Consider the following 24,237-nt stretch of genomic DNA (forward strand, 5'->3'; position numbering starts at 1 on the left):
TAATGATCCCAGAACTTGGTTATTTTTCTTTAACGCTTGCCATGGTGCTAAGCGTTTTATTATGTGTTTTTCCGCTGTGGGGGGCACATACCGGTAATTTACGCTTAATGCGTGCTGCTCCTTCGTTAGCGGTAGGGCAATTTGTATTTGTATTTATTTCGTTTGCCGCCCTTATTTATGCCAGCCTTACAAATGACTTTACAGTTGCGTATGTGGCGTATCACTCAAGTAGCTCTTTGCCTTGGTATTATCAAATAACCTCGACCTGGGGTGGGCATGAAGGCGCTATTTTATTGTGGTTATTGATGCAAGCTGGTTGGACAGCTGTTGTTGCACTGCGCTCTAAAGCACTACCTTGGGTATTGCGTGCTCGTGTACTTGGTGTGCTTGGCTTTTTAGGTGTTGGCTTTATGATGTACACCTTATTGCTTTCAAGCCCATTTGAGCGTTTATTACCTTATTTTCCGGTAGAGGGGCGCGACTTAAATCCGCTACTACAAGATCCGGGTATGATCATACACCCGCCGTTACTTTATATGGGTTATGTAGGGCTATCTGTAGCGTTTGCTTTTGCAATTGCGGCACTTTTAACTGGCAAGCTAGATAATACTTGGGCCAAATGGTCTCGTCCTTGGACTATGACCGCGTGGGGCTTTTTAACTTTAGGTATTACCATAGGAAGTTGGTGGGCGTATTCAGAACTTGGCTGGGGCGGCTGGTGGTTTTGGGATCCAGTAGAAAATGCATCTTTAATGCCTTGGTTAGTAGCAACAGCACTTTTACATTCATTGAGTGTGACAGAAAAACGTGGTGTATTTAAATCATGGACAGTACTGTTAGCAATTGCAGCATTTTCACTTAGCTTACTGGGCACCTTTATTGTGCGCTCAGGTATTATTGTATCTGTGCATGCTTTTGCAACTGACCCTGATAGAGGCTTATTTATACTGGCCTTTTTAGCTATTGTTGTTGGCGGTGCATTAGCACTTTATGGCATGCGCGTATCGCAAGTGCGAAGCGAAGGGCGTTACAAGTTAGTATCGCGCGAAGTAGCACTGTGGCTAAATAATATATTCTTAGTGGTTGCTACTTTAATTGTATTACTAGGTACTTTATTGCCTATGGTGCACAAAGAAATGGGCTTAGGCAGCATTTCAATTGGCGAACCATTTTTTAATAAGATGTTTGCAATACTGTTAGTGCCATTTGCTATTTTAATGGGTATTGGGCCGTTTTTACGCTGGAAGCAAAATAAATGGGCGTTTTTACAAAACAAAATACTAATGGGTGTATTAGTCAGTATTATTATTACCTTTGCTTGGTTATTTTCTAGCTATGATGTGATTGCACCGCTTACCTTATTAGCAACCACGTTAGCTGTATGGATTGTAATTACAACAGGTATTGATTTGTACAGTAAAGTTACCGTACATAGCACCTTTAAAGAAGGCTTTAAGCGCTTAGGTTTAGGTTATTGGGCTATGGTACTTGGCCATATAGGTATTGCCTTTGTAATTGCTGGCGTAACCCTTACTTCGGCATACTCGGTTGAGCGCGACGTATCAATGAAACCAGGTGATACGGTGCAGCTTAATCAGTATCAATACCGCTTTGAAGGAGTGAAAAATGTTCGCGGAGCTAATTACAGTGGCCATGCGGGTGTTGTATCGGTATTAAAAAATGACAAGCTAGTCACTCAGTTACATGCCGAAAAACGCCGTTACGATATTGGCATGCAGTTTATGACAGAAGCAGCAATTGATGCAGGCTTCACACGCGATTTATACCTAGCGTTAGGTGAGCAATTAAGCGAAGGCGCGTGGTCATTACGAATTTATCATAAGCCATTTGTGCGTTGGATGTGGATTGGCGGTATATTAATTTCGTTAGCAGGGTTTGTTATTTTATTTGATAAACGCTATCGCACCTCATCGCCTCAATCAACAAAAGAAACAGCGGAGAGCGAAGCATGAATCGTAAGCTTTTAGCTATAGCACCGTTACTGGTTTTTGCTTTTATTTGTGTGTTTTTATTCCAAGGGTTATTTGCTAACCCAAGGGAAATACAAACAGGGCGATTAGGGCAATCTATGCCAGAATTTAGCCTGCCAGATCTAATGCAAGATAATAAGCAATGGAGCAATGAGCAGTTAAAAGGTGAGGTTTATTTATTAAATGTATGGGGTACCTGGTGCCCTACATGTTTAGCAGAGCTAGGCTACTTAACTAAATTGCGCGAGCAAGGCGTTAAAATTATAGGCTTGTACTATGTGCAAGGTTACGATGCCGATTTTGACGGGCCATTTGATATGCAAGCACTGCGTAGTGACGTAACCAATATGCTAACGCGTGCTGGCGACCCATATCAGTTTAATATTTTAGATTTACATCGCACACTGTCGTTAGATTTAGGTGTGTCGGGTGCGCCAGAAACTTTTTTAGTTGATAAAAGCGGCACCATTTTGTTGCACCATACCGGTGATATAAATCCGCGAGTGTGGCGTGCTAAGTTTGCACCAATTATGCAGGAGCTCAAATAATGAAGTGGTTGTTATTAACCCTTAGCCTTTTTGTCAGTATGGGGGCGCTTGCTCAGCAAGACCGTTACCAATTTGACAGTAACGAGCAAGCGGTTCGCTTTGAAGAGCTAACCAAAGAGTTACGTTGCCCTAAGTGTCAAAATCAAAATATTGCCGACTCTGATGCGGTAGTAGCAAAAGATTTACGCGAGCGAGTATTAGCTTTAGTAAAAGATGGTAAAACGAAAGACGAAGTAATAGATTATATGATCGATCGTTATGGCTACTTTGTACATTACGATCCACCAGTAACCCCTGCAACTTTAGTGCTGTGGGTTTTACCGGTATTGATTGTAATTTTTGGTTTTGGTTTTATTGTTATTCGCCAACGCAAAGCATCGGTAAAACAAAGCTGGAGCAACAACGACGAAGCAATGTTAGTTAAATTAATTGCTAAAAATAAACGTCAGGAGCAAAGTTAAATGATTTTAATGTGGGCGTCTTTTGCTTTACTCACACTTATTGCACTGTTGTTTGTGATGTTGCCTTTTTTAAAAAAAGAGCGTGTTAAAACCATTACGCACAATGCGAACGCAGAACTTATTAGTATTTATGAACAGCGTTTAGTTGAGCTACAAAACGACTTAGAAAACCAGCGAATTGATGCACAAAATCACAGTGAGTCAGTGATCGAGCTCAAACGTCGCTTACTCAATGAGCTCTCTCCAGAAAAGTCACTTAATAGCCGTGGTAATAATCGTATTTTTGCCTTAACAGGCGGTGCGTTTGTGATTGCCCTAACCGGTATTTTTTACTCTATGACCGGTAATCAGCAGCAAATATCGGCTTGGCACGATGCTATGGATAACTTGGCAGAGTACGGTGAGCGAGCTGTTATGCAAAAAGGCGAGCCGCTGAGTGAAAACGAGCTGCAAGCATTTGCATTGGCACTGCGAACTAAGCTTAACCAAACGGGGGATGACGAAATTGCCTGGATGTTACTGGGCCGTGTGGCTATGTCATTGAACGAATTTGATATGGCGCAGCAGTCGTTTGATAAAGCGTTGCAAATGAATCCTGCTAATATGCAGGTGCTTATTAGTTACAGCCAAGTGCTGTTACTTGAGGGCAGTGAGGCAAGCATGACACGTGCTGCAGGTATGCTTTCAAAAGTACTGCAAGAAGAGCCGCAAAATTTAGATGCTATTTCTTTATTAGCACTCATTGCTTACGAACGTAAAGATTGGGTACAAGCAAAAGCAGCGTTTGAAGTATTACTTGCCAGTATGGATAAAGCAGATACCCGCTATAATATGATTGCGCAGCGTATTAGTGAGATTGAACAACAACAAGCACAAAATGTTGATGTTACAAAGAGTGCAGCAATTAAAGTGACAGTAAATGTAAGTACAGAGCTTAAAAATAAACAACCTGAAAACGGAATTTTATTTGTTTTTGCAAAAGCGTTAAATGGCTCTCCAATGCCACTAGCGGTTGTTAAGCTTAACGAGTATCAATTTCCTATTACAGTTGAACTAAGTGATGCAAACTCTATGGTTGCAGGATTAAACTTGTCAAGCGCAGAAGATATAGTTATTACTGCACGTATCTCTAATGATGACTCAGTAATGCCAAGTAGCGGTGAGTTAGAAGGGCATTCAGCAGCATTAAAACGTGAAAGTACCCGTCAGTTGCAACTGCAAATAGACACATTAATACCTTAAGGATACGCGATGTTAAAACATGGTTTAATTTATATAGTTTTGTTAGTGCTGGCCGGGTGTGCACAAGTACCTGATAGCCAAAAGGACGAGCGCGATCCACTACAAAATATTAACCGCCCAATATACGACTTTAATATGGATGTTTTAGACACATACATACTAAGACCGGCCGCCGTAGGGTATATCACGGTGACCCCTGTACCAGTGCGTCAAAGCTTAGTGCATTTTACCAATAATATTAGTGCGCCGGTAGATATGATCAACGCCGGTTTACAGGGTAAACCAGGTAATGCCAGTGTTAGCTTAGCACGTTTTTTAGTTAACTCGACCGTAGGTGTTTTTGGTTTATTTGATGTGGCCAGCTCATTAGGTCTAGAACATGTAGATGAGGATTTTGGGCAAACATTAGGTGTATGGGGTGCAGGTGATGGTGCTTACTTGATGCTACCTGCTATGGGGCCTTCTACAGCGCGTAACTTAACCGGCGATGTAGTTGATAACTTTGTTTTACCTAAAATAGCGTTAACTACACCACAAACAATTTTAGTGTTTGCGTTAAAAGCTGTTGAGGCCCGTGCATCACTAATTGCGCAAGAAGGTTTATTGAACGATTCACTAGACCCTTACTTATTTATTAAAGATATTTATTTTCAACGCCAATTATACGAACTTTACGACGGTAACCCGCCAATCAAAGAAGAGCCTGATGACTTTGATGAAGATTTTTTAGAAAGTTTGTAAACCTATTAAAAACGCCAGCAATGCTGGCGTTTTATTTTCTCATTAGTGATTAGAAAGTTGTTATTAAACATTGCTCATTAACTGCATTTGCTCGTTCACCCAGCTAATTGCTTCGTGGTAAGCATCGGGTACTTTATCATCTAAACCAAGTTGTTGGCTGATCTGATTAGCTGCCTGCCAATTGCCTTGCTCATAAAACTTAACCAAGTTTAAGTAGCTTGCAAGCAAGCCCTCGTCATTAAGTAAAGCGGCTTTAATCTCATTAGATAATGGCAGCTTTTGCATCACACTTTGCATACTCTCATCTAATATAGCATCCATAAGCGACATCATGCCGGTTAAAAAAACCATTCCTGTGTCTTTAAACTTACCATGCGAAATAGCCAGTAACTCACTAAAACGCGCCCGAGTGAGCGATAACCTAATTAGCTCCATAGGCTTATCTGTTGAAACTTGCGCTGCAAATAATAAAGATAAAAGCTTTTTAATTTCATTGGCACCAAGGGTGATAAGCGCTTGTTTTATTGTGCTTATTTTTGCACGTCTAGCAAATGCTGCAGAGTTTGAATAACGCAGTAACTTATAAGATAGATTTACATCTCGCTCAAATATATCGGTGATCTTTTTTAGATCCATATCAAGCGTTGAGGTCTCATAAAGTAGTTCGGCTAATGTCATACCAGAGGGGGGAAGCGCTTTACTTTGGATCATCTCTGGTTTTGAAAAGAAAAACCCTTGAAAATAATCAAAGCCAAGTTCCAATGCTTGGTTATACACCTCATGGGTTTCAACTTTTTCAGCAAGTAATTTTAGATGTGGATAAGGTTTTAAATCATCAATAATTGTTTTAATTGTTTCTATATTACAGGTTAAAAAGTCAATTTTTATAATATCAATAAATGGATAAAAGTGGCGCCACACAGGTTGATGAATGTAGTCGTCTAAGGCTAATGTATAACCTTTTTCTTTTAAGTCTTTAACAATAGCAAGTAAACGCTTACCAGGTTGCACCGTTTCGAGTATCTCTACCACCACAGCGTCTTTACTCAGTAAAGTAGGGTAGCCTTTTAGTAAAGTTTCTAGAGTAAAATTGATATATGCTGGTTTATTGTCAGTTAAATCCTCAAGGCCAAAATTAAACTGGCTGCCTTCTATTAGGCGTGTTGTTGCCTCATCTCCATCTATATCGGGAAACACGTTATTTACACCATCACGAAATAGTAATTCATAGCCAATAAGCTTTTTATCGCGATCTAAGATCGGTTGGCGTGCAGCGTAAAAGTACATAAAAAATTCCGTATAGATAAAAAATAACTATTGATTGTAACAATATATGGCAAAACATTAAAAATAGCATGATGTAAATAAGCTTATCTTAGATTAATAACATATTTTTAATAAGTTACAGAAATTTTGACTTAAATACATACGATTTGTTTGTTTTTAATTCACTAAAGTTGACATGTTGGAATTTTAACTATTACCCATGCTATAGTGACAGAGAATGGTTTTTATCCCAATACTGTCTTAACTATAATATTTTAAGAGTCATTATTTGGATCAAAAGCCTGTTGCAATTTATTAGTGGAGGCGAATTTGGAAACAGGAATGATTATTTCACTAGCATTATACTTTGTTGTAATGCTAGGTATAGGATTGTATGCATTTAAGCAATCAACCAGCGATGTTTCAGGTTACATGTTAGGGGGCCGTAATTTATCACCAAGTGTTGCTGCGCTATCTGCAGGTGCATCTGATATGAGCGGTTGGTTACTTATGGGCCTTCCCGGCGCTATGTATCTTTTTGGTTTGAGTAAGGTTTGGATTGCGATTGGTTTAGTGCTTGGTGCTTGGGCAAATTACTTCTTAGTTGCACCTAGGCTACGTGTTTATACTGAAAAAGCGAATGATTCAATTACTATCCCGGATTATTTTGCAAATCGCTTTGCGGACAATAAAAATATATTACGTGTTATTTCAGCTATTGTTATTATTGTTTTCTTCACACTTTATACCTCATCTGGCGTGGTTGCTGGTGGTAAGTTATTTGAAAATTCATTTGGAATGAGCTACGAAGTTGGCCTTTATGTTACTACTGGCGTTGTAGTACTTTATACGCTTTTTGGTGGTTTTTTAGCGGTAAGTTTGACCGACTTTGTACAAGGTTGCATTATGCTTATAGCGCTATTAGTCGTACCTATAGTAACGTTTACTATGCTTGATCACCCAGTAATGGAAACGCTTGCTAATGCAAGCTATGACCTGTTACTTATCTCGCCAAAGGCCAGTGAAGTTCATTCTCTAAATATGCTAGATTGGTTTGCTGGTGGCTCTACTATCGCAATTATTTCTGCGTTAGCTTGGGGCTTTGGTTACTTTGGTCAGCCTCATATTATAGTACGCTTTATGTCGGTACGTTCAGTTAAAGATATTCCAGCAATGCGACGCATTGGTATGTCTTGGATGACATTATCAGCAATAGGCGCAGTACTAACTGGTTTATTTGGGGCAGCCTTCATACTAGAAAATGAAATGCCGATAAATGATAAAGAAACAATATTTTTAGTGCTATCTGAATTGGTTTTTCATCCATTGATTGCTGGCTTTTTATTAGCAGCTATTTTAGCGGCTGTAATGAGTACTATCTCTTCACAATTGCTAGTGTGTTCAAGCTCGTTAACTGAAGACTTTTATAAAATATACCTGCATCGCGAAGCCTCTCAAAAAGAGCTGGTTTTTGTTGGGCGTATTAGTGTGGCATTAGTTGCTATGTTTGCTATTTACTTAGCTTACGATAGAGATAGTTCTATTTTAGATTTAGTGAGTAATGCGTGGGCAGGCTTTGGCGCTGCATTTGGACCACTCGTATTGTTTAGCCTTTACTGGAGAAGAATGAACTTTGCTGGCGCCTTAGCAGGCATGTTAGTGGGGGCTTCAACAGTACTTATATGGATATACGCACCAATTACCATTAATGGTGGGAGTTTAAGTAGCGTTATTTATGAAATAGTCCCAGGCTTTATTTTATCAAGTATTGCGATTGTATTAGTTAGCTTAATGACCAATGAGCCAGCTAAAGAAATTACAACCTTATTTGATGAAGTAGAACAAGAACTATAAAAAGTTATAAACAAAAAAAGGGAGTAACTTAGGTTACTCCCTTTTTTATGCAAAATTTATTAACTCGCTTTTTTGTCGCTACTTTCTTCTATGGGTGCAACATTATCTGCTTTTTTGCCTTTTACAGCAGCTTTAGGGGCTATAGGCTCTTTACCACCTTTTAATATTGTCATGAAGTCATCTTTACTTTTTGCCATTTCTAAAGCGAGTGACTCTACTTGTTGCTCACTTAATGGTACATCAACTTTTTCTAGCAAAATTTCAAGCGACTCTGCAATATCGAGCATTTTATCATAGGCATCAGCTTCTTTTTTGGTAGTAAACGTCATGCGCTCGACTCCGTTTCGTTCTACAACATATTTAACAACAACAGCCATGATTTCTCCTGCTTACTTGCGTGGCATATAGTATATATAAACCATTAGATTACTGTTTTTATGTACAGTACAAGTTTGTGCCTAAATTTGCAAGTCCCCTAATTAATATTAAGTGATAATAGTTGACAACAAAGATTAACTTTACTTTATTTAACTTAATCACTTTTGTGTACCGTTGCAGTTAAGGATCTCACAGGGAGTGAATGTTAGGTTTAAGTATTTAATAAAGTGCAGGTGTAAAAAGCCTTTTGCGTTATGACTTAAACATATAAACAACAAAGTAAATGTTCATGTATGAACAAAAAAGGAAGAAAGATGAAAAAACTAAAATATAGTATTTTAGCTGCAGCTTTTTGTATGTTGCCAGTAACTCTTACCTACGCAAATGTTGATACCTCAGCAATAACTCAGCAAGTAAAACAGGCGGCTTTAAATATTAATACTGCTGATGTTAGCCAGCTATCTAAGCTCCCTGGTATTGGTAAGAAAAAAGCACAAGCTATTATAGATTATCGCGAAGCAAAGGGTAACTTTACATCGTTAGAGGATTTGAAAATGGTAAAAGGTATAGGTAAAAAATTAGCTGCAAAGCTTGAAGGTAAGGTTTCGTTTTAAGTTAAAAAGGGCGCGTTAAGCGCCCTTAGTATATTGGGTTAATGCTTCACATAAATGCTTTTTAGCAAAGTTAATCTCAATTGGAGTCGTTAGTAGTGGGTAACACAACCCACCGAGTAGTAAAAAAGGGATGAGTAACCAGCCTTCAAATACGGCAAATATTAAAAACAGCGGACTGAGTAATAATAATTTTATAATACGAAGTAGTACTTTATTAACAGGTGAAAGCATACTTAAAGAAATCGCTATAACAGCTTGTCTGTCACGTATTTTTAAATGTTTTAGAGCATTAATTTGGCTTGAAAAAAACACAAGCATTACAGCGACCTTTTAGTCATTAAGCGACTCGTTACCAGTAAAAATAAAGTGGCTGCAAACAGCGCAAATATTACTTCCATCCATGCCGGCATACTTAGCCCCGCAAATTGCCAGTCAATGTTTCCGCAATCACCAGTGGCTGCAAAAAAGCTTGGGATCCACTCATGTAATGGCATAAAGGCAGGAAAGTTAGGTTCAAACTCACAGCTAAATGCAAAAGGATCAGTGGTTGTTTGCATTTCGATATGCTCGCGGGCAATTATAAATCCCCAAACACTAGAAACAGCCCATACACTATAGGCGAGCAAGCGAACCCCTCTATGCTCTGGATTACTTGTACCAATAATACCTGCAATAAGTAAACCTAATACCGCAGTACGCTGATATATGCACATGATACATGGCGCCAATCCCATTTTATATTGAAAAAACAGTGCCGTTATTTCAAGCAGAAAAACAATACCACTAAACAAAAGCCAAGGAGTACGTTGGGTGGGTAATTGTGCAAGCCAGTTCATAATAAATCCGTATTTAAATAAGACGTTAGATTATGACGTAGGATAAAGTTAGGGGCAAGCAAAACGACTTAAAGCCTACCCACATGCATTTATGATGATTAAAGTTAAGGTTATAATTCTAAAAGCCAATAAAAATCCAATAATGTGAATAAAGAGGTAGCCCTTTAAACGAGTAAAGTATGTGTGTGAGGTGACTTTACGTAATAAGTTAATAAGGCAAGGCGCGAACTTAAAGTAAATAACTACTTAAAATGTATCTAGGGTGAATATATAAGTGCTTGCGACAAGTGTTAGTAAAAAATATAAAGCATTTTATAGACACAAATATTTTAATCGCATACTGGCAGTAATATGGCGTACTTTACTTGTTACTTGAGCGTCGTCTGGTACAATCAGTCGGTTAATCGTATGTAGTAGTGTGAATTAATTCGAGTGGGAATTGGATGAGAATTTTTAAAGCGAAAAGCCCAGCAGGATTTGCTGAAGAATACATAGTAGAGTCTATCTGGAATGGCGATTTCCCTCCTGGATCTATTCTACCTGCTGAGCGTGAACTCTCAGAGTTAATAGGTGTTACCCGAACGACGTTACGTGAAGTATTACAGCGATTGGCTCGAGATGGCTGGTTAACTATTAAACATGGTAAGCCAACAAAAGTGAATAACTTTTGGGAAACGTCAGGACTAAATATTCTTGAAACGTTAGCACGTCTTGATGAAGATAAAATGCCAGAGTTAACCGACCAGTTACTCTCTGCACGCACTAATATAAGCGCAATTTATACGCGTGCAGCTATAAAGTTAAATCCAGAACGTGTGATTGAAATTCTCTCACAAAGCGATGAGTTAGAAGACAGTGCGCAAGCATTTGCTGATTACGATTATAAAGTGCATCACGAGTTAGCTGTTGCAGGTAATAATCGTATTTACGTGCTTATACTCAATGGCTTTAAAGGATTTTATTCAAAAATAGGTTGTCATTATTTTTCAGATCCGGGGACGCGTGAGTTGGCTCGCCAGTTTTATAAAGACTTAACTAAATTGGCCGAAAACAGAGAACACGACGGTGCGATCATGATGATGCGTAAATATGGTCATCAAACCGGTGAAATTTGGCAACAAATTCGTGGCGATATGCCCAGCGACATAATGGATTAAACCTATTTTAAAAGCCTGCATTTGCAGGTTTTTTTGTGTCTTCATTTTATTAATACTTTATAACCAAGAAACTGAGCTAATAAAATAAACCCCATCACTTTTTAGCGTTCAGTATTATCGATGGGAGGAATCGTTAAATACGATTGTCATTTCGCACCAGTTCTCTCTAGAATAATAATAATTATATGTGCGCTATTGGTTTTTAAGTTTTAGAGCCCATATAACTATCAGCATTGCATAAGCAATTGACAACAAACTCAAAATATTTGGAGAATAAAATGGGTGTATTAGTAGGCCGCCAGGCACCAGACTTTACCGCTGCAGCAGTTCTTGGTAACGGTGAAATTGTAGATAGCTATAACCTTCATGAAAAAATTAAAGGTAAAAAAGCAGTTATTTTCTTTTACCCACTAGATTTCACGTTTGTATGTCCTTCTGAACTTATTGCATTTGATAAGCGTTATGAAGAATTCCAAAAACGTGGCGTTGAAGTAATTGGTGTTTCTATCGATTCACAATTCTCACACAACGCATGGCGTAACACTGCTGTTGCAGATGGCGGTATCGGTAAAGTTAAATATGCACTAGTTGCAGATATTAAACATGAAATTTGTAAAGCATACGACGTTGAGCATCCTGAAGCGGGTGTTGCGTTTCGTGGTTCTTTCCTAATTGATGAAGAAGGCAATGTACGTCACCAAGTAGTGAACGACTTACCACTAGGTCGTAACATTGATGAAATGCTACGTATGGTTGACGCGCTAGCGTTCCACACTGAGCACGGTGAAGTATGTCCTGCTGGTTGGACTGAAGGTAAAAAAGGTATGGATGCAAGCCCTGAAGGCGTTGCTAAGTTCCTATCTGAAAACGAAGGCGATCTATAATTTAGCTCTCGTTTTAAATAAAAAAACCGCCAATTGGCGGTTTTTTTGTTGCTTCTAATTTAGAACGAGAAGCTTACTTTAGTATAAATATAACGACCGCGTGGGTTATGAACCCCAGACGCATAACCGTAAAGGTCAGAATCGCCATCACCAATTGCAAAAGGAGGCTCTTCGTCAAACAAGTTATTAATACCTAGTGATAATTTAGCTGACTCAGTGATACGGTACGACGTTTGTAAGTCAACCAACACTTGTGAATCAATCATACGTGATGTATTGCTATCAAAATCTAAGTTACCATCAAAGTCGATATCAGGTGTGTCTTCAAACTCACCAACATAACTTAAGTTAACATTAGTATTAAAGTCGCCCACTTCCCAGTTAGTTGAGAAAATCCAACGATGCTCAGGGTAACCATACTCACCAGAGTAATCACGGCCATCTTTTTCAAATTTGTTTTGGTAAGCCCACTCTAAATTGAATTTCAATAAACCTAAATCATCCAATGAATGATTGTAATTTGCTGAAAAGTCGATGCCAGATACTTCTTGTGAAGAGACGTTTTCAAATGTGCTATAGATTTTTTGAATTGAACCTAAGCTTTCACCATTAGTAGGCGGTAAGCGAACACATACAGTACTGTTTTGGTTACCACACTCGGCAGCATAAATTGGACCAAACTCTTCTTGGTCAATTTTATTGTCTTGGGTGATGCTCCACACATCAACACTTAAACCAAACTCTGCGCTAGGGGCCCAAATGAAGCCGACGTTCCAAGATTCAGACTCTTCAGGTTGTAAGTCTGCATTACCAGAGAATTGAATGTTGTAATCAAGTGCCTGACAGTCTAAGCCCGTTTGTTGACAGCGTTGAGTATCAATAAAGAACTGACTTTTTTCTGATGGACCTAGGCCAACTTGTGCTAAAGAGGGTGCTCTAAAGCCTTGTGCCCATGAGCCACGAACCGTGATTTCATCACTAGGTGCCCAGCGAAGTGCAACTTTTGGATTGGTAGTTGTGCCAAAATCGCTATAGTCATCGTGACGTCCAGCAAGTTGCAATTCTAATGTATCAGCTAGTGGAATTGAAAATTCAACATAAGCAGCATATTGATCGCGCGATGCTGCGGCTGATACAGCTTCAGTACCAAAAATTAAACCGCGACGGAACTGATCATCAGGGATATCTGTAACGTCTTCTTCGCGGTACTCAATACCGGCTGCCATCATCACCACATCGTCGCCAAAGCTAAATGCTTCACCGCTAATGTTTGCGTCAAATGAGGTCATATGTGACTCACCTTGACGTACTAAGCTAGTAGTGATTCTGTCGATTACTGCAGGATCGTTATAAGTGCCGCCAAATGGGTTGTAATTACCGGCATCTATTTCTTGTTGTAAAAAGTCGGTACGCACCCAGCCTTGTGAGCGATCGCCAGTTTGCATTGATTTACTACGACCTTTTTGTACTGCTGTCTCCCAGCTCCAGTCGTTAAACTCGCCCCGTAAACCCGCTACAAAACGCATCGTATCTGATTCAATATCCCATTGGCGAGCACCGGCATCAACCGTTCTGTAACGGCCAATATCTATATCTTTACCAAATGGGTTATTAGGATGATTTGCTGGCACAGTAAGCCCTGCATCTTCATCTAGCGGGGTTGGCGCACCCATAGCCACAGAGCTATTGTGTTGTACTGCCATTTCTAAAAATGCGGTAATACCATTATCAAAATTATACTCAAACTGCGAAATAGCCCCAATACGTTCAGATGCTGGTGCAATATAGCCGTATGGGCCGTAATCGAACAAACAGCTGCCACTGGCAGTTGCGCTATCGGCTGGACAAGCAGGGTCAATGGTTTTTACACCATCAACGTAAAAGTAACCAGGGAAGCCACGTGATGAACGAAAGTCCTCACCACCTAAAGCTCTTTGATCTGCAGTGCCTAAACTGCCCATTTCACTTGACGATAAAGAGGTGTTTTTAAAGTAGTCAATAATAACGGAAGCACTGCTTTTTTCGTTACTTGTACCCCAAACGATGCTGGCTGATGTTTCTTCGTAATTAGGACCGTCAGTGCCACCGTAGCCTAAGTTTACTTCAATACCATCAATATCTTTTTTCAAGATAACGTTAACTACACCCGCAACAGCATCAGAGCCATAAATAGCCGATGCACCATCTTTTAAAATGTCGATACGTTCAATCGCTGAAACAGGAATACTGTTAATATCAACAAATGAGTTAGTAATACCTTCAGCGAATGCACTAATAGCAACACGGCGGCCATTAATAAGTACTAAAGTTGCGTCAGCGCCTAGGCCACGTAAACTTACCGCTGCAGAACCATTTGCAGTAGAGTCTTGGTTATTACCACGGGTAGAGAAAGTACCGCTACCTGCAACAGGCATTCTTTCAAGCAATGCTGTAGGTTGTCATAACCCATGTTATCAATATCGGCTCTACTGATAGATTGAACCGGAGAAGGGCCTTCCATATCAGAACGTTTAATACGAGAGCCCGTTACTTCAATGCGTTCTACTTTTTTCACTTCATCAGCGGCGTATGTTGTTGTTGTAAAGCCAGCTGTTAATGCCAAAGTAGCCCCTGCAATTAAGCTAGGGGTAAATGCAAATTGCTTCATCCTTAAGTCCTTGTTAGTTTTGTTGAATTTGGTAGCTAAAAAAGCCTCCACATTAATACCATGTAACAAAGATGTTAGCAATTGCGCTGTGGTGTGACTTTAGTCTGGGTGTTGCTGGTAAAAGAGTCAGTGTGTTTTATTTACTTGGAGATAGAAGTTCGACGTAAAGCGGGGTTTTAATATAAATCTTGCGTTGCAATTAGTGGTAAGAATTAAATAGTTTAGTGAGCACTTATTTTGTAATAATTTATTCTTTTATTAACAGCCACTAAGTTGCAGTATATTTATGCAGTTTGGTTTAAAATTGTGCGTTAAATTATTTTAAAATAAATAAAAAAACGCCTAATAAATTAGGCGTTTTTATTTATGCTTTATGCTTCATTAAGCGTTCTTTTTCACGCGACCAGTCTTTATCTTTACCGTCTTCGCGTTTGTCGTGTAATTTTTTACCTTTTGCTAAATGAAACTCAAGTTTCACCCAGCAATTCTTCCAATACATAGCAGTAGCAATTAATGAATAGCCATCGCGTTCAGTTGCGCCTACTAAGCGATCTAGCTCGCGTCTGCTTAATAGTAACTTACGATAACGTAAAGGATCACAAATTACATGGGTAGATGCACTGTTAAGAGGCTGGATTTGGGCGCCTAATAAAAATGCTTCACCGTTTTTAAGATGGATATAAGTTTCAGTGATGTTAACTTTGCCAGCTCGGATGCTTTTTACTTCCCAGCCTTGGAGCTCTACACCCGCTTCAAACTTATCGTGTAAAAAATACTCATGTCGCGCTTTTTTGTTAAGCGCGATGGTATTGCTTGTCGATTTTGATGATTTATTCTTAGCCATAGTGCCCTATATTATACGTAATACGAGATGTTTTACATCGATTTTTTAATAATGCATTTAAAAGCTTAGTAATTAATTTAAGCAGCGTGAAAGTTTGGGGAAACGCGTAAAGCTTGCTAAAATTCCACCACACAGTTGGGAGTGAGTATGCCACAAATAAAAAAAAGTGCGCTGGTTATGTACAGCACTAAAGAGATGTTTGACCTTATTAATGATGTAGAAGCCTATCCTCAGTTTTTACCTAATTGCTCAGACTCAAAAATTATTAAGCAACACAATAATAGCATGACCGCGAGTTTAGAAATATCAAAAGCAGGTATAAAAAAGTGGTTTACCACAGAAAATACCTTTGTTGATGAGCAAACCGTGGTATTAAATCTTGTAGATGGTCCGTTTAAAATGTTGCAGGGGCGTTGGCACTTTCAACAACTTGACGCAAATGCTTGCAAAGTAGAGTTACAATTAGACTTTGAGTTTTCGAGTAAGTTGATTGAGTTAGCGTTTGGTAAAATATTTAATGATGTTGCAAAAAATATGGTGAGTGCGTTTACTCAGCGCGCGAAACAGGTTTATGGAGCGAGAGTATGATTGATGTTGAAGTTGTATTTGCACTACCCGAAACAGCAACAAGCTTAACAATAGAAGTTGTTAAGGGAACAACGGTAGAACAAGCTGTTATTCAATCAGGAATTATCGAAAAACACCCAGAAATAGATGCTACAGCACTAACACTCGGTGTTTGGAATAGAACTGTAAAGCCTAATCAAGAGCTAAAAGAGGGGGATAGAATTGAAATTTATCGTCCTTTAATTGCCGATCCTAAAGATGCGCGTAGAAAACGAGCTGAAAAAGCGAAAGAAGAAGGGCGAGCAAATAAAGTAACCGGTGGCCGTCCTATAGAGCGATAGCATAAGGTTTTAGCTATTATAAAGGTGAGCTTAACTCACCTTTATAATTTTATAAGCGAGGGTGCTTATTGTTCGAGTGGAGTAGTAAAGTTTTCTGGCTGTTCGTAATCACCTGAAATAGAAGCAAGCTTTTCATTTTCAAAGTTAATAACCAGTGATTTGTACTGCTCGTTACTACGGCCTTTATTAAAGCTATATACATAACGCCAAGTGTTATTATCAAATGCATTTTCGGCGATAGGCTTGCCTAATACATAAATAACTTGCTCACGAGTCATGTTTACACGCAGTTTATCAACATCAGATTGTTCTAAAAAGTTACCTTGAGGGATGTTGATTCTGTATACCCAGCTAGAACACCCAGCTGCTGAACTAAGCGTTAAAGCAACGATAAGCCAAAGAGAAAAAGTTTTTAACGACTGCATTGTTAGTTGTGATCCTTATTTTTTATAATCTGCATGATACCGATTAGTCACTGAAGGTAAAACCCTTTTAAGCAATTGTTTTTTGTTAAGGGCATTAAGTTAAGGTAGCGATTTGACCACTGATAATCAAAAAAGTTTAAAATGCAGTGAGCAGAGCTGCTTAAAAAAGCCATCTATCTGGTATTTGTATATAGTACAAACCCGCTACGGCCATTGGTATACGGGTATAACGACCAATGTTGAGCAACGTCTTGCTACGCACCAAGCGGGTAATGGTGCAAAAAATCTTAAAGGTAAAGGCCCACTTTTACTTATTCATCAGCACAGTGTTGGCAATAAAAGTGCAGCAAGTAAATTAGAATACCAAGTGAAAAAATTATCTAGGGCTAAAAAAGAAGCCTATGTAGCATCATTTAAGACGGGCTAAGTGGGAGTGGTGTTTTAGCAAGCTGGTTAATAAAGGCTTCTATTAATAGCACTGCATCAGTAAAAAGTTTGCTGTTAATATTCTCGGCGGTGTCATTACTTGTATGATGGGCACTGTCGTAGCCCATGCCAAAGTTAACATAAGGGATTTTTTGTCTTGCAAACGAATAGTGATCGCTCGCTTTATGCCAGTTTATATTTTTAGATTTTATATATCTGCTCATTTGCGCTGCGGAGTAAACCGGTTTTAAATTTACATTATTATTTTCAACGGCTAAAAATACACTATTTAAGGTGTTTTTTAACGTTCTAGAGGTTAATACATATAAGTTGCTACGACGTTTTTTAACCCCTAGCATGTCTAAATTTATGTTCATAATAACGCTATTTGGTAGCAGTGTTTTGGCAAAATATTTACTGCCATGTAAGCCGTTTTCCTCTGCATCTGTGGCTACAAAGGTAAGAGAAAAAGGCAGTGGCTTATCATTAAATACGCTTGCTAAATAAATTAAAGCAGCAACACCGGTGGCATTATCATTTGCTCCAGGATGCAGTTTTCCGCCACGTTTACCTAAATGGTCATAGTGTGCGGTAATAATAATACGAGTGGCTTTTTGTAATGGGTCGCTTGCCTGTGTTACTGCCTCTAGAGCACCTATGTTGGAACTAATAATATTAATACCACACGCTTGGCTAAATAGGCCCGATTTATAGCAAAATGGCTGCTCGACCACGTTATTATTAACTTGGCTTAATCTGTGTTTTATATAGCTTCTTGTAAGCTCTGCGCTTTGAGAACCTGTTTTTCTACCTGCAAGTTGCTGGTCTGCTAAGTAATATAAATCATCAATAAGTAGCTGCTGCGCCGTTTTACTATTAACAAAAGGGCTTAAAAGCAGAAAAATAATAACGACAGTTAATTGTTTAATGGGCACCTACCTTTGCGGTTAATGATTGCAGCGCTTTTAACTTTGCGTCATAACGTTTTTTGTCATGTAAAAAATCAGCATTTTTTCCGGCTTTACGCAAATGGTACTTTGCTTGCTTTGTATCGCCCCACTGAAAGTAAACTCGCGCCAAGCCAAAATGACTTTCGTGAAGTGTGGGGGATAATGTATAGGCCTTTTTAAAGTGTTTGAGTGCTTTAGCGTAATATTTATGTACGTACTCGGTATTACCAAGTGATATATGGTAATAAGGATTACTTTGGCGCTGTTTATCAAGCTGATTAAGTATTTGAGTTCCTTGTATCTCTCGCTCTGTAAGTAAGTACAACATAGCAAGATTACCTTGTGCTGTGTTGTTGTTTTTATCAAGATGAAGGGCGTAATTATAAGCTTGCTCGGCTTCATTTAAATAGTTAAATTGCTTAAATAAAACACCTAAGTTCCCCCATGCAACGCTAAAATTAGGTGCTACCTTGGTTGCTGCATTAAAGTAGCTATAGGCTAATTCATATTGTTTATTTATTAGCGCAGTAGCACCTTTATTATTATAAAACATAGCGGTAACAGTATTTTTTGATAATCGTGTTGTTTTAAAGCGTGCTTGTCGGCTGTTAGAGTCAAAGTCGATAATTAAGCGCTGATCTCGTTGGTAAAATAAAGTGCCAGCATCTTTTATTAGAGGTTGGCTATTAAGGCTTAAATTTATGTGTCCGGTTAATAAATTAACGCCTTGATCAAGTGCCCAATATTCAGGGATATGTACTTTTTGAAATTGCGCTTTTAAGCCTAAGTGCTCCGCTAAGCTATACGCTAATATAGATAATGACAAACAGTTAGCGTTTAGATTTTGATAGCTTTGTGCAGCGGTTAAAGTGGCAGATGAGCGATAGGCAAGTGAGTCATCACCATTTTTTAATAAAAAGCTAAATATGCCTTGTGCAATATGTTGGGCTGAATTTTGACTGTTTAAATGAGAATCTAATTGCCGCGTTAAGCTGGTATCTAATTTAAATATTTCTGCTGGAGTTTCGATCTGTTGTAGCTTAAAGTTTGCTGGCTCAATGAGTTGCGGCAGGGCTAACTTTGGCGGTGAGGTACACACACAAAAAAAAAGTATAAAGCTAAATGATAAATAATATTTAAGTTGAATGGCTTTCATATAACACCTCTAAGCAAAACTACTTACCAGTTAAGTGTAGTTGTAATTTTACTCAGAGGTATAATTTAAATGTTACAAAAAATGAGTTAGCGATTTGCCTCAAAAGTGGCAACAAGTGACGCAAGCGTTTGTGCGCTATTTGCTAAATCGCGAATAGCCTGCTCAGTATTTAATTGCTCATTCATCGACTTGTCGCTAATTTCACTAATTTGCTCAATATTACGTCCTACATCGGCTACTACATTACTTTGCTGCTCTGTTGCTGTTGCGATTAAGGTTGCCATATCATTAATTTGATTTGCTGTTTCAGTAATTGTATCAAGCAGCTCAACTGAGTTTTGCATTGCCCCTACACTTTGCTGAGCTTTACTTTTGGACTGACTAATATCGGTAACAACATCATTCGATATTTGGGTTAATTCTTCAATCATCGACTGAATTTCAGTGGTTGATTGTGAGGTACGATTAGCCAGCGCTCGCACTTCATCGGCAACAACAGCAAAACCGCGACCGTGCTCACCCGCACGCGCAGATTCAATAGCAGCATTAAGCGCAAGTAAGTTTGTTTGCTCAGAAATACCTCTAATTGAGTCAACAATACTAGCAATATCAAGCGTTTTTTTAGAAAGTAAGGTTACTTGCTCTGTAATGCCATCTATGTCGCTAGCAAGAGCTGCAATAGTCGTTTGGCTTTGCAGTACCTGTTGATGGCTTTTACTGGTGTTTTCACGGCTACTATTGGTTAACTTCGCCGTGTTGGCGGCACTTTGTGCTATTTCTTGTACTGTTGCGCCCATTTCGTTAATGGCGGCAGCAACTGATATTGTTTGCTCTTTTTGCTGATCAATTGCTTGTGAGTTATGTTTTGCTTGCGCAAACACGTGGTCAGAGCTTTGGCGGATCCCATGGCTTTCATGGGCAACTTGTTTAATTGCTGTGTCTATTTTTTCGATGAATTGATTAAAACCATCGGTTAAATTATTTAGCTCAGGTTGCGCAGAGTAAGGAAGTCTATATGCTAAATTAGCATCGCCTGTGCCTAAACGAGAGAATAGCTCGGCTATTTTCGACAGTGGCGACGACAATGAGCGAGCAAGCAAATAACTAATACAGCTCGCTATAAGGGCGATAATTATAGTGAAGGTTAAAATTTGCCATTCTAATTTACTCACACTCGAAAACACTTCGCTTTTAGGTACTTGGGCTACAACAAAAAGGTCAGTATTTTTTATTGGTGTTGCAGCAACCAGGGTGTCTTCACCGGCTAAGTTAATTTCTGCCAATGAAAAGCCATTACTATTTAATAATTTATTATGTATATTTTCGCCGTACAGGGCATCTATATTTACTTTAGCCACTTTATTGGCGTCTTTGTGTAACTGGATCAAGCCATTTTTATTGGCAAGAAAAACAAATCCAGATTGCTCAATCTTAAATTGCTGCAGTAGCTTTTGCATATCGGTAATGCTTTTAGCAAGCCCTGCCAAACCTAAACCATTGGGTTGCTGATGGTTAATAAACATTTTTACATCGTTAGCAGATTCTTGATAAATACTAATGTCATAAGGGCGCTTTGACTGTTTAAATGCGAAAAACCAGCCATCTGCGGCATCGTTTTTTAATACGCGTAAAAAGCCATTTTGGTTCCAGTATTGTGCGGTGTCTCTATTTGCCCATGATGCAGTAGCAAGATCGTACTGCTGTACTAATCTATTTAACTCATTAAGAAGTTGAGAGTCGTCCTCGGTGGCTGAATTTGCCCAATCAATCAGAAATACATTTGAAGAAAGTTGTTCTGCGGCGCCTAAAAGCTCGTTTATTTCGCCACCAATATGGTTACTAATAGTTTGTAACTTGCTTGGAAGTTCAGACTCTATCATGCGCTTTTCGATGATATCCTCTGCGTTATGTAACGATGTTAAGCCGATGAGCGCGGCAACACAGATCGCGATAACACTGCCTAAAGCGGTGATTTTTTGAGTAATAGAAAGGTTTTGTATCATCATAAGGGTAATTTTGTTTACAACTGAACCAAGTAGGTGATTATTTTAACACATTATATATTTTGAGCGAGTGATGAATAGCGTGCTATGCTGGTACGAAAAAGCCCACCGCAAAAGCAGGTGGGCTTGGTTTCTAACAAGTGAAACTTAGGTTAACTTGGGATTAAACTATTTTTTTCATTGCTGACATGTAACCGCGTAATGTAGCGCCTACTTTTTCAACTGGGTGTTCACGTAATGCCGTATTAATTTGAATTAACGTTTGGTTGTCTACTTGATTACTATGCTCACCTAAGCCTTTACCAATTACGTCGGTGTCAATTTTTTGCATAAAGTCTTGTAGCAAAGGTAAACATGCGTGGTTATATAAATAACAACCATATTCAGCCGTGTCCGAAATTGTGCGGTTCATTTCAAATAACTTTTTACGCGCAATGGTATTAGCAATCAGTGGCGTTTCATGTAATGACTCATAATAAGCCGACTCTGCAATAATACCTGCGGCAGTCATGGTTTCAAATGCAAGCTCTACACCTGCTTTAACCATAGCGACCATTAAAATACCGTTATCAAAAAACTCTTGCTCAGCAATTTCAACATTGCCCGCTGGGGTTTTTTCAAAGTGAGTTTCGGCTGTTTCTGCGCGCCATTTAAGTAAGTTTGCATCATCATTATTCCAGTCTTCCATCATGGTACGTGAAAAAGTACCATCGATGATGTCATCTTGATGCTTGTTATATAGTGGACGCATAATTTGTTTTAGTTCTTCGCTTAATTCAAACGCTTTTACTTTAGCTGGGTTTGAAAGACGGTCAAGCATATTGGTTACGCCACCGTATTTAAGCGCTTCAGTAATTACTTCCCAGCCGTATTGAATTAGTTTTGAGGCGTAACCTGCATCAATGCCTTTTTCAATCATTTTATCAAAACATAAAATAGAACCGGTTTGTAACATGCCACATAAAATGGTTTGCTCGCCCATTAAATCTGATTTTACTTCAGCAATAAATGACGACTTAAGTACGCCGGCTCTGTGGCCGCCAGTACCTGCAGCATAGGCTTTAGCTTGAGCTAAACCATGCCCTTGTGGGTCGTTTTCTGGGTGTACAGCAATTAGAGTTGGTACGCCAAAACCACGCTTGTATTCTTCACGCACTTCAGAGCCTGGGCATTTAGGTGCTACCATAATAACGGTAATGTCGTCGCGTACTTGCATACCTTCTTCAACAATATTAAAGCCATGAGAGTAGGCAAGGGTTGAGCCTTGTTTCATTAGTGGCATAATTGCGTTTACCACTGAAGTATGTTGTTTATCAGGCGTTAAATTTAATACTACGTCGGCAGTTGGAATTAGTTCTTGGTAAGTGCCTACAGTAAAGCCATTTTCAGACGCGTTTAAAAATGATTGACGACGTTCACTAATGGCCGAGTCACGCAGCGTATACGACACATCTAAACCAGAATCACGTAAGTTTAAGCCTTGGTTTAAGCCTTGTGCGCCACAGCCTACAATAACCAGTTTTTTACCTTTAAGAGCATCAACGCCGTCAGTAAACTCGTCTGCGTTCATAAATTCACATTGGGCTAATTGCGCCAATTGTTCGCGTAAGGGTAAGGTATTAAAATAATTCGCCATGTTAGTGTCCTATTGATTCAGTTTGTTAGATGCATTGCTGTTGCTTTGCTTAACTCAACCATATGAAAAATCTTTTCTTGCGTAAACTGATATATTTGCATTAGAGTGTTTCATAATATGAAACACTGGGTTGATTATGGATCACAAGCATTTAAATTACTTTTTAGCGTTGGCAAAAACATTGCACTTTTCGCGTGCCAGTGAACTTTGTCATATTAGTGCGCCGACATTGAGCCGTAATATTAAGCAGCTTGAAAGCGAAGTGGGGGTAATGCTATTTTTACGTGATAACCGCAGTGTAAAACTAACCCGCGAAGGGCTGGCATTTATTGACTACGCCACATCCACATTGGCTAATTGGCAGCGCTTTAAAGCGAACCTAAAAGAGCCACAGCAGTATATTTATGGCAACGTGAGTATTTATTGTTCAGTAACCGCGTCGTACAGTTTTTTACATCATATTTTAGAGCAGTTACGCGCTCAACATCAGCATATAGAAATCACCCTAAATACCGGCGATCCTGCGCTGGCAATAAACCGTGTTTTAGATGGCCACGAATCTATGGCTATTGCTGCTAAGCCAAATAAGTTACCTGCACAAATTGCCTTTGTTGATATTGGTTATTCGCCGCTGGTATTTATTGCGCCTAAAATTGCGTGCTCAATTACGCAAAAGCTTGCTAGTAATACAAGTAGTATTGATTGGTCAGAACTTGAATTTATTGTGCCAGAGCAAGGGTTTGCTAGGCAGCGCTTGGAGCAATGGTGGCGAAAAAATAATATTCAGGGAAAAATTTATGCACAAGTAGCGGGGCACGAAGCGATGGTATCTATGGTGAGCCTTGGTTTTGGTATAGCAATGATCCCTAAAATAGTTTTAGATAACAGTCCACTACAAGACAAAGTACACGTTTTACAAACAAATACACATGCACCTAAAGGTATTGATATTGGCTTGGCAGTATTACATAAGGAATTAAACGATCCGGCTATAAGTGCCTTGTGGAATATAGCGCAAAATATGGGTGAAAAAATAATTTAATGCAATACACTTACTAAGGTTGCTCTTAGTATAAAAGCCCAGATAGCGTAAGCCTTTAATCTACCGCTCCTCTATTGCCTATCAATAGAGCTGTTAGGCTAAGCATATAAGCCGCAAAGTAATCATAACTGTATAAAAGTTGTTAATGATTGTAACTGCCTAGAGCTTGTTCTCAATGACCTTGCTACTATGGATAAATGGCCTTTTTATATATGTACGATGAACACA

Annotated in this window: 23 protein-coding genes and 1 pseudogene; 13 read left to right on the forward strand and 11 right to left on the reverse strand. The window is 39.0% G+C overall.

What is annotated here, in order from left to right; genetic code table 11:
- Positions 1-2: 2 nt before the first annotated feature.
- The 5 genes from AAEZ18_RS01285 to AAEZ18_RS01305 are packed head-to-tail and all read left to right on the forward strand — an operon-like array spanning position 3 to position 4,983.
- A complete protein-coding gene (locus tag AAEZ18_RS01285; RefSeq protein WP_011327520.1) occupies positions 3-1,973 on the forward strand; it encodes a heme lyase CcmF/NrfE family subunit in 1,971 nt (656 codons plus the stop codon).
- The gene (locus AAEZ18_RS01290) at positions 1,970-2,539 is read left to right on the forward strand and encodes a redoxin family protein (protein ID WP_011327521.1); all 570 of its coding nucleotides are present in this window, start codon (positions 1,970-1,972) and stop codon (positions 2,537-2,539) included. The genes AAEZ18_RS01285 and AAEZ18_RS01290 overlap by 4 nt, the downstream gene beginning before the upstream one ends.
- The gene (locus AAEZ18_RS01295) at positions 2,539-3,000 is read left to right on the forward strand and encodes a cytochrome c-type biogenesis protein (protein ID WP_011327522.1); all 462 of its coding nucleotides are present in this window, start codon (positions 2,539-2,541) and stop codon (positions 2,998-3,000) included. Before AAEZ18_RS01290 ends, AAEZ18_RS01295 begins: the two co-directional genes overlap by 1 nt.
- Complete coding sequence (ccmI, locus tag AAEZ18_RS01300; protein WP_339684414.1) at positions 3,001-4,242, forward strand: c-type cytochrome biogenesis protein CcmI; 1,242 nt, start codon at positions 3,001-3,003, stop codon at positions 4,240-4,242. It abuts the gene before it with no gap.
- A gap of 9 nt (positions 4,243-4,251) precedes the next feature.
- A complete protein-coding gene (locus AAEZ18_RS01305) occupies positions 4,252-4,983 on the forward strand; it encodes an MlaA family lipoprotein (protein WP_339684417.1) in 732 nt (243 codons plus the stop codon).
- A gap of 63 nt (positions 4,984-5,046) precedes the next feature.
- Here AAEZ18_RS01305 and AAEZ18_RS01310 read toward each other — a convergent pair whose 3' ends face one another.
- On the reverse strand, positions 5,047-6,270 hold the full coding sequence (locus AAEZ18_RS01310) for an EAL and HDOD domain-containing protein (RefSeq protein ID WP_011327525.1): 1,224 nt from the start codon (positions 6,268-6,270) through the stop codon (positions 5,047-5,049).
- Positions 6,271-6,591: 321 nt separating this feature from the next.
- On the opposite strand from AAEZ18_RS01310, the gene putP reads away from it, so the two are divergent.
- Positions 6,592-8,103, forward strand: coding sequence for a sodium/proline symporter PutP (putP, locus tag AAEZ18_RS01315; protein WP_339684418.1), 1,512 nt, complete (start codon positions 6,592-6,594; stop codon positions 8,101-8,103).
- Positions 8,104-8,162: 59 nt separating this feature from the next.
- Here the strand turns inward: putP and AAEZ18_RS01320 are convergent, their stop codons facing one another.
- Positions 8,163-8,480, reverse strand: a complete 318-nt coding sequence (locus tag AAEZ18_RS01320) for a YebG family protein (RefSeq protein ID WP_089367888.1) — start codon at positions 8,478-8,480, stop codon at positions 8,163-8,165.
- A gap of 315 nt (positions 8,481-8,795) precedes the next feature.
- Between AAEZ18_RS01320 and AAEZ18_RS01325 the strand changes: the two genes are divergently transcribed.
- The gene (locus AAEZ18_RS01325) at positions 8,796-9,095 is read left to right on the forward strand and encodes a ComEA family DNA-binding protein (protein WP_011327528.1); all 300 of its coding nucleotides are present in this window, start codon (positions 8,796-8,798) and stop codon (positions 9,093-9,095) included.
- Between the two features lie 15 nt (positions 9,096-9,110).
- Here AAEZ18_RS01325 and AAEZ18_RS01330 read toward each other — a convergent pair whose 3' ends face one another.
- Together AAEZ18_RS01330 and dsbB are read right to left on the reverse strand one after the other, a co-directional pair.
- A complete protein-coding gene (locus tag AAEZ18_RS01330; RefSeq protein ID WP_011327529.1) occupies positions 9,111-9,413 on the reverse strand; it encodes a DUF6170 family protein in 303 nt (100 codons plus the stop codon).
- Positions 9,413-9,931: a disulfide bond formation protein DsbB gene (gene dsbB / locus AAEZ18_RS01335; RefSeq protein ID WP_011327530.1), complete on the reverse strand. Its 519-nt coding sequence runs from the start codon at positions 9,929-9,931 to the stop codon at positions 9,413-9,415. Before dsbB ends, AAEZ18_RS01330 begins: the two co-directional genes overlap by 1 nt.
- A 443-nt stretch (positions 9,932-10,374) precedes the next feature.
- On the opposite strand from dsbB, the gene fadR reads away from it, so the two are divergent.
- Together fadR and AAEZ18_RS01345 are read left to right on the forward strand one after the other, a co-directional pair.
- Entirely contained in the window at positions 10,375-11,088 is a 714-nt protein-coding gene (gene fadR / locus AAEZ18_RS01340; protein WP_011327531.1) for a fatty acid metabolism transcriptional regulator FadR, read from the forward strand.
- Between the two features lie 278 nt (positions 11,089-11,366).
- Complete coding sequence (locus tag AAEZ18_RS01345) at positions 11,367-11,972, forward strand: peroxiredoxin (protein WP_011327532.1); 606 nt, start codon at positions 11,367-11,369, stop codon at positions 11,970-11,972.
- Between the two features lie 59 nt (positions 11,973-12,031).
- Here the strand turns inward: AAEZ18_RS01345 and AAEZ18_RS01350 are convergent.
- Positions 12,032-14,619 (reverse strand): annotated as a pseudogene (locus tag AAEZ18_RS01350) (TonB-dependent receptor).
- 364 nt (positions 14,620-14,983) lie between these two features.
- A complete protein-coding gene (smpB, locus tag AAEZ18_RS01355) occupies positions 14,984-15,463 on the reverse strand; it encodes an SsrA-binding protein SmpB (RefSeq protein WP_011327534.1) in 480 nt (159 codons plus the stop codon).
- 147 nt (positions 15,464-15,610) lie between these two features.
- Here smpB and AAEZ18_RS01360 point away from each other — a divergent pair, with 147 nt between their 5' ends.
- Both AAEZ18_RS01360 and AAEZ18_RS01365 read left to right on the forward strand, forming a co-directional pair.
- Entirely contained in the window at positions 15,611-16,051 is a 441-nt protein-coding gene (locus tag AAEZ18_RS01360; RefSeq protein ID WP_011327535.1) for a type II toxin-antitoxin system RatA family toxin, read from the forward strand.
- Positions 16,048-16,371 carry an RnfH family protein gene (locus AAEZ18_RS01365; RefSeq protein ID WP_011327536.1) on the forward strand — a complete coding sequence of 108 codons (324 nt, stop codon included), beginning with the start codon at positions 16,048-16,050 and terminating at the stop codon, positions 16,369-16,371. Before AAEZ18_RS01360 ends, AAEZ18_RS01365 begins: the two co-directional genes overlap by 4 nt.
- A gap of 65 nt (positions 16,372-16,436) precedes the next feature.
- Here AAEZ18_RS01365 and AAEZ18_RS01370 read toward each other — a convergent pair whose 3' ends face one another.
- Positions 16,437-16,796: an outer membrane protein assembly factor BamE gene (locus tag AAEZ18_RS01370; protein ID WP_011327537.1), complete on the reverse strand. Its 360-nt coding sequence runs from the start codon at positions 16,794-16,796 to the stop codon at positions 16,437-16,439.
- 112 nt (positions 16,797-16,908) lie between these two features.
- Between AAEZ18_RS01370 and AAEZ18_RS01375 the strand changes: the two genes are divergently transcribed.
- Entirely contained in the window at positions 16,909-17,223 is a 315-nt protein-coding gene (locus tag AAEZ18_RS01375; protein ID WP_011327538.1) for a GIY-YIG nuclease family protein, read from the forward strand.
- On the opposite strand, the gene AAEZ18_RS01380 is transcribed toward AAEZ18_RS01375, so the two are convergent.
- From AAEZ18_RS01380 to ilvC, 4 genes are all read right to left on the reverse strand, one after another.
- Positions 17,210-18,157: a M28 family peptidase gene (locus AAEZ18_RS01380; RefSeq protein ID WP_350594211.1), complete on the reverse strand. Its 948-nt coding sequence runs from the start codon at positions 18,155-18,157 to the stop codon at positions 17,210-17,212. The two genes, AAEZ18_RS01375 and AAEZ18_RS01380, sit on opposite strands and share 14 nt — an antisense overlap.
- Positions 18,147-19,328, reverse strand: coding sequence for a tetratricopeptide repeat protein (locus AAEZ18_RS01385; RefSeq protein WP_350594208.1), 1,182 nt, complete (start codon positions 19,326-19,328; stop codon positions 18,147-18,149). The genes AAEZ18_RS01380 and AAEZ18_RS01385 overlap by 11 nt, the downstream gene beginning before the upstream one ends.
- Positions 19,329-19,414: 86 nt before the next feature.
- The gene (locus tag AAEZ18_RS01390) at positions 19,415-21,334 is read right to left on the reverse strand and encodes a methyl-accepting chemotaxis protein (RefSeq protein WP_011327541.1); all 1,920 of its coding nucleotides are present in this window, start codon (positions 21,332-21,334) and stop codon (positions 19,415-19,417) included.
- Positions 21,335-21,494: 160 nt separating this feature from the next.
- Positions 21,495-22,967, reverse strand: a complete 1,473-nt coding sequence (gene ilvC, locus AAEZ18_RS01395) for a ketol-acid reductoisomerase (RefSeq protein WP_011327542.1) — start codon at positions 22,965-22,967, stop codon at positions 21,495-21,497.
- A 136-nt stretch (positions 22,968-23,103) separates the two neighbouring features.
- Between ilvC and ilvY the strand changes: the two genes are divergently transcribed.
- A complete protein-coding gene (gene ilvY / locus AAEZ18_RS01400) occupies positions 23,104-24,009 on the forward strand; it encodes an HTH-type transcriptional activator IlvY (RefSeq protein WP_197181908.1) in 906 nt (301 codons plus the stop codon).
- Positions 24,010-24,237: the final 228 nt, after the last annotated feature.

It is taken from the genome of Pseudoalteromonas sp. 19-MNA-CIBAN-0066, from assembly GCF_040308705.1.
Classification (GTDB): Bacteria; Pseudomonadota; Gammaproteobacteria; order Enterobacterales; family Alteromonadaceae; genus Pseudoalteromonas; species Pseudoalteromonas nigrifaciens.